15 protein-coding genes are annotated in these 14,265 nt (G+C 66.9%); 11 read left to right on the top strand and 4 right to left on the bottom strand.

Translation table 11 applies throughout. The annotated features are described in order from the left end of the window. The first annotated feature begins 1 nt into the window (after nt 1). Complete coding sequence (gene pgk / locus ACIHCL_RS12470; RefSeq protein ID WP_399860372.1) at nt 2–1,240, top strand: phosphoglycerate kinase; 1,239 nt, start codon at nt 2–4, stop codon at nt 1,238–1,240. 3 nt (nt 1,241–1,243) lie between these two features. Beyond that, nucleotides 1,244–2,365, top strand: coding sequence for an iron-containing alcohol dehydrogenase (locus tag ACIHCL_RS12465; RefSeq protein WP_399860369.1), 1,122 nt, complete (start codon nt 1,244–1,246; stop codon nt 2,363–2,365). Here ACIHCL_RS12465 and ACIHCL_RS12460 read toward each other — a convergent pair. Continuing rightward, complete coding sequence (locus tag ACIHCL_RS12460; RefSeq protein WP_399860366.1) at nt 2,347–3,003, bottom strand: DUF402 domain-containing protein; 657 nt, start codon at nt 3,001–3,003, stop codon at nt 2,347–2,349. The genes ACIHCL_RS12465 and ACIHCL_RS12460 overlap by 19 nt on opposite strands. Nucleotides 3,004–3,180: 177 nt before the next feature. Between ACIHCL_RS12460 and ACIHCL_RS12455 the strand changes: the two genes are divergently transcribed. Further along, nucleotides 3,181–3,966, top strand: a complete 786-nt coding sequence (locus tag ACIHCL_RS12455; RefSeq protein ID WP_399860364.1) for a nucleotidyltransferase domain-containing protein — start codon at nt 3,181–3,183, stop codon at nt 3,964–3,966. 228 nt (nt 3,967–4,194) lie between these two features. Continuing rightward, a complete protein-coding gene (locus ACIHCL_RS12450; RefSeq protein WP_399860362.1) occupies nt 4,195–4,932 on the top strand; it encodes an ArsR/SmtB family transcription factor in 738 nt (245 codons plus the stop codon). Nucleotides 4,933–4,965: 33 nt separating this feature from the next. Here ACIHCL_RS12450 and ACIHCL_RS12445 read toward each other — a convergent pair whose 3' ends face one another. Both ACIHCL_RS12445 and ACIHCL_RS12440 read right to left on the bottom strand, forming a co-directional pair. Continuing rightward, nucleotides 4,966–6,201, bottom strand: coding sequence for an MFS transporter (locus ACIHCL_RS12445; RefSeq protein WP_399860359.1), 1,236 nt, complete (start codon nt 6,199–6,201; stop codon nt 4,966–4,968). Continuing rightward, on the bottom strand, nt 6,194–7,171 hold the full coding sequence (locus ACIHCL_RS12440) for a diiron oxygenase (protein WP_399860358.1): 978 nt from the start codon (nt 7,169–7,171) through the stop codon (nt 6,194–6,196). Before ACIHCL_RS12440 ends, ACIHCL_RS12445 begins: the two co-directional genes overlap by 8 nt. A gap of 339 nt (nt 7,172–7,510) precedes the next feature. Here ACIHCL_RS12440 and ACIHCL_RS12435 point away from each other — a divergent pair, with 339 nt between their 5' ends. From ACIHCL_RS12435 to ACIHCL_RS12410, 6 genes are all read left to right on the top strand, one after another. Continuing rightward, entirely contained in the window at nt 7,511–7,906 is a 396-nt protein-coding gene (locus ACIHCL_RS12435; protein WP_399860355.1) for an NUDIX hydrolase, read from the top strand. A gap of 18 nt (nt 7,907–7,924) precedes the next feature. Continuing rightward, nucleotides 7,925–8,722, top strand: a complete 798-nt coding sequence (locus ACIHCL_RS12430; RefSeq protein ID WP_399860353.1) for an inositol monophosphatase family protein — start codon at nt 7,925–7,927, stop codon at nt 8,720–8,722. Nucleotides 8,723–8,766: 44 nt separating this feature from the next. Further along, complete coding sequence (locus tag ACIHCL_RS12425) at nt 8,767–9,816, top strand: DegT/DnrJ/EryC1/StrS family aminotransferase (protein WP_399860351.1); 1,050 nt, start codon at nt 8,767–8,769, stop codon at nt 9,814–9,816. Further along, entirely contained in the window at nt 9,813–10,850 is a 1,038-nt protein-coding gene (locus tag ACIHCL_RS12420; protein ID WP_399860348.1) for a Gfo/Idh/MocA family protein, read from the top strand. The genes ACIHCL_RS12425 and ACIHCL_RS12420 overlap by 4 nt, the downstream gene beginning before the upstream one ends. Before the next feature lie 62 nt (nt 10,851–10,912). Beyond that, nucleotides 10,913–11,392: a DOMON-like domain-containing protein gene (locus ACIHCL_RS12415; protein ID WP_399860345.1), complete on the top strand. Its 480-nt coding sequence runs from the start codon at nt 10,913–10,915 to the stop codon at nt 11,390–11,392. A 337-nt stretch (nt 11,393–11,729) separates the two neighbouring features. Continuing rightward, a complete protein-coding gene (locus ACIHCL_RS12410; protein WP_399860343.1) occupies nt 11,730–12,398 on the top strand; it encodes an SGNH/GDSL hydrolase family protein in 669 nt (222 codons plus the stop codon). Between the two features lie 114 nt (nt 12,399–12,512). Here the strand turns inward: ACIHCL_RS12410 and ACIHCL_RS12405 are convergent, their stop codons facing one another. Next, nucleotides 12,513–13,340, bottom strand: coding sequence for a BTAD domain-containing putative transcriptional regulator (locus tag ACIHCL_RS12405; RefSeq protein WP_399860341.1), 828 nt, complete (start codon nt 13,338–13,340; stop codon nt 12,513–12,515). Nucleotides 13,341–13,610: 270 nt separating this feature from the next. On the opposite strand from ACIHCL_RS12405, the gene ACIHCL_RS12400 reads away from it, so the two are divergent. Then, a complete protein-coding gene (locus ACIHCL_RS12400; RefSeq protein ID WP_399860338.1) occupies nt 13,611–14,252 on the top strand; it encodes a TetR/AcrR family transcriptional regulator in 642 nt (213 codons plus the stop codon). Nucleotides 14,253–14,265: the final 13 nt, after the last annotated feature.

Raw genomic sequence — 14,265 nt, 5'->3', positions numbered from 1 at the left:
TATGCACCTCGACACGAACTCCGGCAGCCTGCGGGGCGATCCGCTCGCGGGCGTCCCGCTCCTGGAGGATCGGGCGGTCCCCCCGGGCGAGCGCTGGATCTACTCGGCCGGCTTCAACGTGGATACCGCCCTCTCCCCTACGGGGCGGATCGACAGCGAGCTGGCCGACCTGCGGCAGCTCGCGGAGTCGGGGGCCCGAGTGGCCGTCCTCTCCCACCAGGGCAGCCACCGGGACGGCAGCGCGGGCTCACTGGCTCATGTCGCCGCCTACCTGTCCCGGCGGCTGGACCGGCCGGTCCCGTACATCCCCGAGAACGCCTCCGCCGCGGCGGTGCGGGCGGCGGAGCAGCTCGGGCCCGGCGGCATCGCCGTCTTCGGCAACACCCGCCACCATGCCGGTGAGGAGCAAGGAAGCGACGAGTTGGCGCGCAGCTTCGCGCTGCTCGGTGACCGGGTCGCCGTGGGCGGCTTCTCCAAGGCCCACCGTGCGCACGCGTCCAACACCGGCCTGCTGCGGCGGCTTCCGGGACACGCCGCCAGGAGCCTGGTGGCCGAGGTCCGGTTCCTGACGCCCTGGGCCGACCGTGGTGACGGTGCTTCCCGGGCCGCTGTGCTCGGTGGCCGTAAGCCGGAGAAGACCCTGGTGGGCCTCGTGCATGCGCGGCGGACCTGCGATCTGGTGGTGCCCGGAGGCGTCGTTCTCAACACGCTGCTGCGTGCGGCGGGTCACCGTACCGGAGCCTCCGACCTGGGCAGCAGTCCTGCCGCCTGCCTCGACGCCGCACGCGCCGTGCTCGCCGCGCGCGGACCGGGCCGGCTGCACCTGCCCCGGACGGTCTGGGCGGCCCCGCTGACGCACCAAAAGCTCACCGGTGCGGCCCGGCCCTTCGCGGTCTTGGACGGCGTGCCCGAAGACCACGCCGTCGTGGACTTCGAGGTGGAGCCTTGGGCGCTGGAACTCCTCGCCCGGGTGGACCGGGCCGTGTTGGCCGGTACGCCCTCCCGTGTCCGCGACGGGCACACCAGATCCTCCGGGGCGCTGCTGTCCGCACTGTCGGGCCTGAGCGGGCGGGCTCTGCTGCTCGGCGGCGACACCGTCGCCGAACTCCCCTGGAGCGGGCCCGTGTCGACCGGCGGCGGCTCGGCGCTCGCGCTGCTCGCCACCGGCACGTGCACGGTGCTGGACGCGCTCCGGGACAACGCCCGCCTCGCCCCCCGTCGTACGAATGAAGGAGCCTGACGCATGGAGATCGACCTGGCCGTGCCCACCCGTGTGGACTTCGGGCAGGGCGTCTTCGACCGAGCGGGTAGCCACACCCGGACCCTCGGCGGGCACGCCCTTCTGGTGACCGGCCGGAGAGCCGCGAGGGCCCACGGCTATCTGGACCGCATGGTCGCGTCCCTCGAATCCGCCGGAGTCCGCGTCACGGTCCACGACCGGATCTCGGCCAACCCGACGTCCGACGAGGTCGACGAGGCCGTCGCCCTGGCCCGTTCCCGAGGCTGCGACGTGGTGGTGGGGCTCGGCGGAGGCAGTGCGCTGGACGCTGCCAAGGGTGTGTGCGTCACGGCTCCTTCGGGCGGGACGGTGCGCGACCTCATCGGGACGACGCTGGCGCCGGGGACGCCGGCCCTCCCCCTGTTGGCCGTTCCCACCACGGCGGGCAGCGGATCAGAAGTCACCAAGGGCGCGATCGTGACGGACACGAAGCGCTGTTTTCGCGCCGGTATCCGCGGGGACGCCCTCTTCCCACGGATCGCGATCGTCGACCCTGACCTGATCGCGTCCCTGCCGCGCCCGCTTCTGGCGGAGAGCGCCTTCGACGCCTTCGCCCATGCGGTCGAGGGCTGCGTGGCCGCACGTGCCGACGCGGCCAGCAAGGCCCGGGCCCATCGGGCCATCGCGCTGATCGCCGAGCATCTTCCTGCGGCCCTCCGCGGCGAGGCCTCCCCCGAGACGCGGGCGGGACTGTCCGAGGCAGCGCTGCTCGGAGGGGTGAACGTCGCCAACGTCAGCACCTGCCTGCCGCATCGTCTGCAGCAGGCCATGGGCTCGGTGCCCCGCGTGGACATCTCGCACGGGGCGGGACTGGCGATCCTGTACCCGAGCTGGCTGCGGCACACCGCGCCCCTGGCCCCGGAGGCATTCGCCGAGGTCGCCGCGCTGCTGGGAGGCACCACCATCCACGAGGCGGTGGGCCGGCTTCTGGCGTCGGCGGGCCTCCCGCTCCGGCTACGCGACCACGGGGTGGACAAGGACGACCTGAGCCGGTTCGTCGAGGGCGTGACGGGCAACCTCGACAACGACCCGGCGGGGCAGGTCACCCGGGACCACCTGTACACCCTCTATGCCGAGTCGTTCTGATTCCCGTGCATCCCACGACCGAGCGCTCCCCGCGTCTCCGGAGAAGGGTTCTCCCGCAGTGCGACCGGTGCGGGAGCCTCCTCCCAGTCGGCGGGCGCCCGCCACTCGCGCCACCGCTCCCACCAGCACTCACCTCGTTCGACGAGTTCCACCACCCGGGCGGCCGCCGCTCGCACACCGCGCTCCTCCGCGGCCGTGAAACCGTTCGCGCGCACACGCTCCTCGAAGTGGTCGACGTCCTTCCAGCGGTACGGGGACCCGTCACCGGGGATGACCAGATCCAGTTCGTGGTCGAGTGTGTCGAACCCGCGGTCCGTGCGGACGAACGGCACCTGGAAGTTCACGTACCACTCCTGGAGCACGCCCTCCTCCCACCGGCCCCAGACCGAATAGCCCTCCCCCGGTCGCTGGAGCTGCAGGACACCGCTCGACTGCCAGAACGGCTCGAATTCGATCCAGGGATGCAACCCCCAGCGGAAATCGCCGCGCCCGAAGGTGAGAGGAGTGCCGTGCGCCAAATACACGGCGAGTACTTGCTCGTCGTCCGCAGCGATCCGTACGGGATAAACCAGCCATTCGCGATCGTCCAAGATCTCGCGTCTGACGACGACTTCGCCGGTGCGGAAGTGTGACCTCATGGCGCGTCAGCGTACACATGCCGCGTGCATCACGGTTTCCGGGCCGCCGCAGCACGAGCAGACGGGAGAAACAGGAGAATTCGCCCCACGGCGAATCGTTGCCTACGGGCAGAAGAGCGTCGTTACGCTGCCCGTGTTCCACAGAGTCTGCAAGTCCCCTTTTCACGGAGGTCGTCGATGACGATTGATGCAACTCGTGTACTGGAAACCCTCCGCAATCGGCAGTTGGTGCCGGACACCTGCCAAGCGGCTTTCGTGGTCGGGTCGTCCGCCCGCGGCTGGGGCAATGAGAAGAGCGACATCGACGTCTACGTGGTCAGCAAGGAGCCCTGGGCGGGGCCGGAAATGATCGACGTCTCGGTGCCGCTGCGCCCTGCCACGATCGGGTGGCACACCTTCTTCACCGACAACCGCGGCTACGACCTCGCCTACTGGCTCGAGGACCAGATCGACCAGATGCTGGCGAAGGTCTCCTGGGACGCCTTCGACCGGACCCGCGCCGCTTCCGGTGATGCGCTCGCGCTCAGGGAGGAGGTCTTCCTGGAGCGCGTGCGGACCTGCCTCCCGCTGGTCGGCGAGGACTGGGTGGCCCGCCGCCGCGCGGAGGTCGACGCCTCGGCCTTCCGGTCCATCCTGGTGACCAGGTCGCTGGGCGAGGCGGACCGGGCGGTGGAGGACTCGCTCGGTCAACTGGAGGGCGGCGATGTGCACAGCGCGGTGCTCTCGGCCAGGATCGCTCTGCATCACACCGTCGACGCCCTGCTGGAGGAGCAGGGCAATTACGGGAGCGAGCCGCCCAAGTGGCAGGCGCGCCGGTTCCGGGAGACCGGCCCCGCGACGCTGTCCTTCGCCAAGTACTGGGATCTCAAGACGATGCGGGACTACAACCCCGATGACCCGTCGCGGTGGATCAACGAGGTACTCACCCTCTGCCAGGACCTGGCCCTGAAGATCGAGGTCTGACGGTCTCATGGGGAACTCGACTTCGCCCGGTGCAGCACGGGTGGCCGAATGATACGGATACACCTCGACGAGTTGACTCTCGGACGGATTCGCATCGCCATCAGCCCTTTGTGGGAAGCGGTTTCCAGTCTGGCTCTGACCATGCGGTACCGGAGCGAGATCCCTTACCCGTACAGAAAATGGGCAGCGGCAGCGCTTCAGCGGGTGTCGCCGGCCCTGCGGCAGGAATTGACCACCACTGTGCGCGCGCACTGGGCGAAGTCGCCTTCCTCCCCCCTCACTCCGATTCCGGACGAGTCGTCCCCTGCCATCGAGTACGAGTTGTCCGCACTGCGGTCGGCCGGCCACGGCCGGTTCGCCCACCTCATGGGCGAGTACTGGGACGCCGCGCTCGCCCGGTCCTGGCCCGCCATGCGCGGCGTGCTGGAAGAGGAGGTGCTGACGCGCGGGCGCATCCTGGTGACCCGGGGCACGGACGCGATGCTGGAGGCTCTCGGCGGCCGGATCTGCTGGGAGCGCCCGGAATTGAGCGTGCCGCATCCCGCGGATCTCGACTGGCGGATGCGGGACGGTCGTCTGGTCATCGTCCCCACCCTGTTCGCACGCGGCGCCCGGGTGTTCGCCACCTGGAACGGCACAGCCGCCTTCTCGTACCAGGCGCAGGGTGCCGCCGTGCTCGGTGGCATCAGCGCGGGTGGGCCGCAAGACCCGGTCGGCACGCTGAGTCCGGGCGACAGGCTGACCATCCTGCTCGGACGGGGCCGGGCAACGGTTCTGCGCGCGCTGCACTCCCCCGCCACCACGACCGGACTGGCCGGCTCTGTCGGGCTGGCCCCGAGCACCGTCTCACAGCATCTTTCCGTACTCTCCTCAGCCGGCCTCGTACGGCGCTATCGGGTGGGGCCATGGGTGCTCTACGAACTCGGCGACTCCGGCACCACCCTGCTGTCGGTACTGGACGGCTGACCTGTCCGGCACCGGCAGCGAGTGGCGCGCTCCTCACTCCCGTCGCAGGTTTCTGATCGCGGGGACGGCGAGCAGCAGTCCGACCGTGACCAGGACCATCGACGAGGAGAAGAACAGCACCGGTGCGACACCCAGCCAGATGGCGGCCGGACCGGCCGCCATCTGGCCTGCCGGCCGCATGATCACCGAGCCTGCGACGTCGTAGGCGTGGACCCTGGCGAGAACGTCGGGAGGGATCTTCGTCTGAACCGCCGTGTGGAACATGACCAGCCAGAACGCCGCCCCTGCGCCCCAGACCACGTAACTGGCGGCGATCACCGGCACCGACAGCTGCAACGCCACCGTGAGCAGGCAGAAGACCGTACCGGTCAACGCGAGAGCGCCGGCCCGCAACGGGTGCGCCGGACGCAGGCGCGCGGCGACCAAACCCCCGAGAGCACTTCCGGCGCCGAACATCGCCATCACGAAGCCGAGGGTGCCTTCCCCGTGTTCCAGGGTGACCAGACTCTGGCCGAGTGCCAGGAAGGGGCCGTTCACGGTGGCCTGGAAGAGCATGAAGATCACGATGACGCCCCAGAGCCAGCTTCGCGACGAGAACTCGCGCCATCCCTGGACGAGGTCGCTGCGCACGGAGCTTCGGCGTCCGGGGCGGGAGATGCGGAGTCGCATGGCCAGCAGGCAGACGCAACTGACCGCGAACGTGGTGGCGTCGAGGACGAGGACGAGCGAGACGGACGAGACGGCGATGAGCACACCGGCGAGGGCGGGACCCAGCACCGTCATGAGTGATTCCGTGACCCGGATGGCCGCGTTGGCCTTCTGGATGTCCCGGGCCGTGCGCGGGATGACGCTCACGTAGCCGGGCTGGAAGGCGGCCGTTGCGGTGCCTCCCAGTGCGAGCAGCGTGACGATCAGCCAGAGGTCGGGCGTGCCGACGATGAAAGCGGCTGCGAGGCCGCCCTGGAAGATCAGTCGGGCGATGTCCGCGGCGACCATGACCCTGATCGGCGTGAACCGGTCGACGAGGACACCGCCGAGGACGACGAAGAGTGCCAGCGGTGCGCCATGGGCCGCGAGGGCGTACCCCACGCCGGTGATGCCGTGTCCGGCCTGGAGTACGGCCACGGTGATCGTGGTCGGTATGAGCATTTGGTCACCGAGCACGGATATCGTGCGGGCCACGAAGAGGAGAGTGAAGTCCCGGGACCAGAGCCGCTCCGGCAACTCACCCTTCTCACGGGTGTGCAGCGCGGCAGGTGCCTCAGTCACGATGCGCGAAGTCGTACTCGACGCGGTCCTCGATCTCCAGGTCGCGGACCAGGCGGGCCACGGTGGAGAAGTCCGTGAACATCATGTCTGTACCGGGGAGGCGGCGGGTGTCGGCGATGATGTCGGTGGCGCCGGCGATGCCGACGAAGTCGAGGATGTCCGCCCAGATGTCGTAGTCCTGGGCGCCGAGGGCGGTGATCGCGTCCGGAAGCGTCTGGATGAACAGCTCTCGCTGTTCCTTGTTCAGGTGTACGAAGATGTCCTTCATGACTTCCGCGACGATGGGCCCGTGAGCGGCCTCGTCCCTCGCGTGTAAGCGTGCCACGAGCGCATGCATGGGCTGAATCGTCCTGTCGTGTGCGAGCAGTTCGAGGAAATTGTTGATGTGGAGTTCACCGACCACCGTCCACACCAGGAACAGTATGTCCCGTTCCCATTTCTCGCTCCGCTCCGCGGTCAGCCGGAACAGACGGGTGTTCGTGACCGGATGCGAGTAGTCCGGTTCCACTGTGAGCCGACGGGCCTCCCTGGTGCGCTGCATGGCCGTCATATGCATATAGGTGTGCCACACCTCGTCGATGTGTGACTGCTGCATCGCCTCTTTGGCCTCGTAGCGGTCCACGCCGGGGAAGACGCCGTGAGTCAGCATCTCGAAGGTCGGATTCGCAACGTGCTCCTCGGCCGCGATCACTCGGGCATTGTATGCCTGCCATGCCAGCGTGCTGACGAGTTCACGCGATTCCTCGGGGGCTTCGAGGAATCGCGGATGGTCGGCGAACGGGACGAGCGTGACTGGATAGTCGGTCTTGCCCGATTCGTCGAGGTCGGCTCCCAGGAAATCCTCCATGTCGGTGCGGACGGTGGCCCTTCGGGGCCAGGACGCGACGAGGCGCTTGAGCGTGCTCGGTCCGACGTGGGGCTCGGCAATCGATTCTGCGGAACCCGGTGCCTGAAGGTTTTCGTCCGTCACAGCGGCGCTCCTTTTTCAGTTCAGGACCCCCGAGGCCGAACACGGCTCCCAAGGTCATCGGATTGCGCACCCATGTGATTGCAGCGCCGGGTGACTTGTCAAGACTTCCGTGGTCGATTTTTCGCACGTGCAGACCAAATGGGATCATCGAGCCCGTCCCCGCGAGAGTAAAAAGGGGCTATTCGGCGCGGGACGAATCGTTGGGCAGTAACACCGGGGCTCGCTACTCTTTTCACTGCAGGCGACATGGTGCAACCAGCCAGGGGGCTCACATTGAGCTATATCGCAGAATTGCGCGCACTGGTGGGCACACGCCCACTCATTCTTCCGGGAGCCGCGGTGATCGTCGTGGACTCTCATCGACAGATTCTGCTTCTGCAACGGGCGGACACCGGGGGCTGGGGGCTTCCCGGCGGGTTCATGGATCCCGGCGAAACCCTTGAGGAGACGGCGCGTCGCGAGGTCACGGAAGAAACCGGATTGGAGATCGAGAACCTCTCACTGATGCACGTCTTCTCCGGTTCCGATCAGTACTTCCGTTACCCGAACGGTGACCAGGTTTTCAACGTCACCACCGTGTACACGGCAACTTCCCAGGACTGGAACTATCGGCTCGATCCGCAGGAAGTCGCAGCAGCAGAGCTTTTCCCGTTGGATCGGATTCCTGCCGACCTCATCGCACCCGAGGTGCCGATCCTGGAGCACTACGCGAAAACGGCCACTCATTCTCTGTGACCCCGGGAGCGCGTCGACGTGACTTATCTGACTTTCCTTGAGTCCCTTCTTCATGATGCAGCCAAGCACGTGATGGAATTTCCGCGCGGTTTGACTGTCAGCGTGAAGAAGGAAGATCCTAATCAGGTGGTGACAGCGGCGGACGCCGCCGTCGGTAATCGACTGAAGAAGCGCATTCATGAGCGTTTTCCGGACGACAGCATCATCGATGAGGAATCGGGGACGGTCTTAGGGTCGTCGCCTCTGACCTGGGTGATCGACCCCATCGACGGAACGTCGAACTTTGCGGTGGGGAGTCCGTTGTTCGGCGTCATGGTGGGCGTGCTCGAACACGGGAAACCCGTGGCCGGCGGGGTGGCACTGCCCGCTCTTTCGGATGTCTATGTCGCCGAGGCCGGGCAGGGGGCGTACCACAATGGCGTCCGTATACAGATCACGCCTGACGTCGATCCGGCGGAGCAGTTGATCGCCTACGGGATGGACATTCACCCGTCGGAGATCGAACTCGACTGCCGCATTGTGGCACGCCTGGCCTCCCGCTGCCGGGGCATTCGCATGAGCAACAGCGTTTTCGACTGCATGATGGTGGCCAGTGGCACGTACGGGGCTTTTCTGCACCGCCGCAACCGGATCTGGGACTGTGTCGCACCGCACGCCATCATCGCGGAAGCGGGCGGAGCGTTCTCCGACATGAATGGCCGGTCTCTCGATTACACGAATCCGACGGGCCGGATCTCGGAGGTCTTCTCCATCCTGGCCTGCGGCTCTGGAGCACATGAACCGCTCACGCACACGATTTCAGGGGGCATCCATTGATACCGCTCGTTTCTGTCGATGTGCGGGAAGCGGAGCCGCTGGTCATGGAGGTCTTACGGTCGGGTCATCTCACCCAGGGCCCGATGGTGGAGCGGCTGGAAGAGGTCATGGCCCAGATCGTCGGTACCGAGCACGCCATCGCGGTGAACAGCGGCACAGCGGCTCTGTCCCTCAGTCTGGAGGCTCTGGATCTGCGTCCGGGGGACGAGGTCATCACGTCGCCGTTCACCTTCGCCGCCACGCTGAACGCCATCATCGCCAGTGGTGCGACGGCCCGGTTCGCCGACATCCGGCCCGATGACTTCAATATCGATTCCGCCCTTGTCGAAGGCCAGATCAACGGGCGGACGAAGGTCCTGCTGCCGGTGAGTCTGTACGGCCAGCCGGCGGACATGATCGCGGTCGAAAAGCTGGCGGCAGAGCACGGCCTGACGGTGGTCGAGGACTCCGCCCAGGCCATCGGGGCGACTCTCGCCGGCCGACCGACAGGCAGCTTCGGGGTCGGCTGTTTCTCGCTGTACGCGACCAAGAATGTGACGGCCGGTGAGGGGGGCGTCGTCACCACCGACGACAGCAGAGTCGCCGACCGCGTGCGCCTGTACCGCAACCAGGGGATGCAAAGCCGTTACGACTACTCCTGTGTCGGCGGGAACTATCGCCTCTCCGACATACACGCGGCGGTAGGCCTCTCGCAGATCCGTCGGCTGGAGGAGTTCTCCACGCGCCGGAAGTACAACGCGGACCGGCTGTCGGAGGGGCTTGCCGGGATTTCCGGGCTGATCCTCCCTGGCACTCTTGCCGGGCGCCGTCACGTATGGCACCAGTACACCGTTCGCGTCACGGACGATGGTGCCTGCACACGGGACGAACTCGCCGCCGCGCTGGCCGCCGAAGGAGTAGCGACGAGCATCTACTACCCGCGGCTGGTCTTCGATTACGACTGCTATCGCGGGCATCCCCAGGTCATGGCGTCAAAGGCTCCTGTGGCGGCACGGATCACCTCGGAGATCCTCTCCCTGCCGGTCCGCCCCGGGCTGACCGATACGGACCTGGATCGCATCATCTCCGCCGTACGGAAGAGGTTGCGCGCATGACCGGAACTCCGCTTCCCCGCGTTCTCCTCGTAGGGGCCGGCGCCATGGGCAGCCACCACGCACGCGTCATCTCGGAGAGCGACCGCAGCAGGCTGGTGGCTGTGGTGGATCCCTCCGAACACGCCGGGCGCAGGCTGGCGCGGCGTTTCGACGCCGACTGGGCACCGAAGCTTGAGGATCTTTCGCGGGTCGATGCCGTGGTCGTCGCCTGCTCGACGGATCAGCACGTGACCGTCGCATCGGACGTTCTGGCAGCGGGAATTCCCCTGCTCGTGGAGAAGCCGCTGTCCGCGAGCCTGAGTGACAGCAAGGAGATGGTGGACACCGCTCTGCGCTGCGGAGTTCCGCTGATGTGCGGGTTCATCGAAAGGTTCAACCCCGCCGTCCGCGAGCTTCTGGCGCGCGCGGAGTCCCCTGTGGGTGTGTGCACGCAGCGGCTCTCCAGTTACTCCCCCCGCATGCATGCCGGCGTTTCCTGGGATCTGCTGGTGCACGATCTCGACCTGACGATCGGCCTGTTCGGCAAAGACACCCCGCAGGTCGTGCGCGCCACGGTCGAACGCCACAGCGGCGGGGGCAGGAAGGGCGAGGACACGGTGACCACCGAACTGCGGTTTCCGGGTGCTCGCCGTGCGAGCCTGACGGCAAGTCGCGTATCGGACACAAGAACCCGGCGGCTCACGGTCGTCGAGCACGACAGGACGATGGTCGCCGACCTCCTGAACCCGTGCGTCACCGTGTACCCGCGTCCATCGCATGCATCCTTCGACGCCTCGGCCGCTGCGCCCCCCGCGGACAGTCCCGCGGAGAGCATTGAGTGCGGCGGGCGTCGTGAACCCCTGGCAGCGCAATGGGACAGGTTCATGGATCTGGCGGCCGGACAGGCCGACACCATCGCGGAGGCCCGCTCGATCTTGCCGAGCCACGAAACCGTCGCGGCGATCCTGGATTCGGCACGGACGGAAGAGCCGGAAGGGGCGGGCGGGCGGGACAACGTGTCGATCCCCTCTCCCCATCTCAAGGGCGTGACGTGATGCCGTCGCGTCTTCCGCACCGTTTCCCTCTGCGCCCCTTCGCACCTCAGGACACCGGGATCGTGCGCTCGCTCGACGTCCATCTGCTGGAGCGTGGTCCGGACACGCTCACCCTGCGGTACGTGCTGGACGGAGACCTCTCCCGCCTCCGGCTCCCGCCCACCCGGGAGCCGCAGCACACCGATGAGTTGTGGAAACACACGTGCTTCGAGATGTTCGCACGCAGGACGGCAGAAGGCACGGCCTACCTCGAACTGAACGCGTCCCCCTCCACGGAGTGGGCTCTCTACACCTTCGACGACTACCGCACAGGGGCGACACCGGCCCGCCCTTCCCGGCCCCCTCGGATCCAGGTCACGCGTACAGCACATCGGCTGGAGATGGAGGTACGTACGGACGTGCGCAACCTGCCGTGTACGGGTGCGATGGCCCTGACCGCGGTGATCGAGGACGACAGGGGGCGGCTCGGGTACTGGGCACTGAAACACCCTTCACCGAAACCAGACTTCCACCACCCCGGCGGATTCCTCATCGCACCATGAGGTGCGGACGGGGCTCGGCTTCGGGTGACGACACATGCGGCATCACCACGACTGCGTGCGTGCACGACGCCCACAGCACCCCGCCTCCATCGGCGTTGAAGTGCGGTGCGCCTCACCGCCACGTTCGGCATGCGTGCCGGCGGCATCGCCGTCGCGGCAGCACTCCTCCGGCGCCTGCCGCTGCTGTCCACGATCTCTGTGCCGTATGCGGCGGCGGGGATGCGGGCGAGGCAGTCGGCACGGACTGCGGATCGGCGACGCGATCGGTTTGGAAGGCTGCTCAGGTGGCGCGATCACAGCCTTGACATATACATACGGCCGGTCGCACTCTTTGGTAATGACGCCCTTCACGGAAGAGACCGACCCCTACTGCCTGCCCGTCGTCGACGCGGCGGCCATGCTGTTCGACGCTCCGTGGCAGCGCTACGCCGTGATCGGCGACAGCCTGTCCGCAGGAACGGGGGACGAGAGCGCCGGCTACGGAAATCAGGGCTGGTCCGACCGGTTCGCACACATCCTCCGGCAGGCGCGGCCGGACGTGGCCTACCTGAACACAGCCGTGATCGGAGCCACGACAGCCGAAACCATCCAACTACAGGTCGACAAGCTGACGGACTTCGCGCCCGACCTGCTTCATATCCCCTGTGGCGCCAACGACCTCGTGCGCCGCGAGCCGGACTTCGACGAGATCGAGCAGAACATGCGCACGTTGTACGGCCTGGCGGCCCGGACCGGCGCCCAGCTCACGACGTTCACACTGGGCCGCGCCTATATCGTGCCCGTGTTCCCCGACTGGACCCGACGCGTGCGCACTCTCAACGACATCACGCGCGCCCTCGCCGCAGAGTACGGCGCCGTCGTGGTCGACATGTGGGAGCACCCCATCAACTCCCGGGAGAACCTCCTGAGCAAGGACGGCATACATTTCTCCACGTCCGGCCAGGCTGTCATGGCGGCCGAGATGGTCAAGGCCCTCGCCGCCGTTCTGGGGCGCCGCACCTCCTGACCGCGCGGAGGCATCGTGAGGCACGACGAACGGCCCGGCACGGGACGGGAGACCTCAGCCTCCCGTGCCGCACCGGACTCGTACCGCCGCACCCGGCTCAGCCGATCGGCCGCTTCACGCCAGTCGGGCCAGCTCGACCCATTCGTGCATGATGCCGGAGGAGATCTTCCGCCGGGCGACGGTGTGCGCGGTGCGGAGCTCCGCTCCCGGTTCCACGCGCAGCTCCTGGCGCAGCATCCGCTCGGCATTGTGGTACGCCCGGACAGCTTCCGCGTATCGGCCGAGACGTCGCAGCGCGGTGAGCTGACGCACGTGGAGCGCCTCGTTCAACGGGTCATCGGCGATGAATCTCGGCGCGCTGAGGATCACCTTGTTGTCCTGTCCCAACGCGAGCCACGCGTCGAGCAGGGCGCCGCGCGCCGTCGTACGCCATTGGTGCAGTTCCTCCGCCGCGGAGGCGATGAGAGGCCCCTGCCTCGTGTCCGTCAACGCATCCGCGCGCCACAGCGAGAGCGCCTCCTCCAGGATCGCCGCGACGACCGAGGGCGCCGCCGGTGCCAGACCGAGCCCCTGTTGCACCAGGTCGCTGAAGCGGTGCGCGTCGACGCATTCCCGGTCCAGATTCAGCCGGTAACCGGAGTCGACCGTCTCGACCAAATCGGCCGGCATGCCGTGTCTCTGCAGCCAGCGGCGGATCCGGCGCATGTGCGCGTGCACCGCGTTGATTGAGTCGCGAGTCGTACTCGCGAGGTCCAGCTCCTCTATGAGTTCGTCTCTTCCGACATCCTCTCCTGCTCGTAACGCCAGAACAGCGAGAATGTCCCTGATCTTCGCACCTGACAACCCCGCTTCCGAATGGTCGATCTCAATGCGCAATGGACCAAGTACCTCAATACGCATGACAGTCAATGCCTGCCCCCGGGTCAACTCGCGCTTCGTCACACCTGGACAAGATCCTTAACACGCTTACCGAACTCCCATGACTGAGGAAGCGTAATGGTTGACCCTTGCCGCCACATCCCACACATTCGAGTAGGCAGCCCGCACGATCCCTGCATGAATGAGCGAGGCCGCGAACCCGTATTTCAACTCTATGAAATCGAAACAAGAAAGGCTGCCTCGAGCCGAAGGCCTGTCCGTCGCGCCGATCTCGCCGGACCCTGCCATGTCACCCCCCTCACAAGGGCGCGAACAAGAGGTACGATCGACCGTATGGGCACCCAGAAGCGTACCTTCCCGATGCGTGCCGAGCAGCTGGCAACCACCGACAAGCGCCTGCTCAGAGGGGCGCGAACACGTGGAACCGTCCTTCGGCGTGCCGTTGACGTCGCCTCACTCGAAGGGCTGGATGACGTCAGTTTCGGCCGCCTGGCGACAGACACCGGCATGAGCAAGGCCGGCATCCAGACCCTCTTCAGAACAAAAGAAGCGCTGCAACTGGCGACCATTGACTATGCGCGCGACATGTTCATCGAAGCAGTCACCCGCCCGGCGCGGAAGGCGCCGCACGGAGTGCGCCGACTACGCTCGCTGATTGATCACTGGATCACGTACGCCGAGACACCGCTGTTCGAGGGCGGCTGCTTCAGAGTCGCCAACATCGCATATTTCGACAGTAAGCCGGGAGCCGTCAGAGACGCCCTGTTCAAACAGCAGCAGGAATGGCTCGAAACGATCAGGAGAGAACTCCAGTACGCGGTCGAATCCGATGAGATCGCGGAACTCGAACTCGATCTCGCTGTTTTCCTGATCGACGCCTCCCTCTGCGCCGCGAACACTGCTCTGAGACTCGGCGACAAGGACGTCATCGACAAGGTTCATCGCACGGTGGACAGTCTCTTGAAGGAATCCTGACCGGCGGCCGGGG

The sequence above is a fragment of the Streptomyces sp. NPDC052042 genome, from assembly GCF_044548345.1.
In the GTDB taxonomy this organism is placed as follows: Bacteria; Actinomycetota; Actinomycetes; order Streptomycetales; family Streptomycetaceae; genus Streptomyces.
The sequence above is the reverse complement of the archived record's forward strand: the minus strand, read 5'-3'. Positions and strand labels throughout refer to the sequence as shown.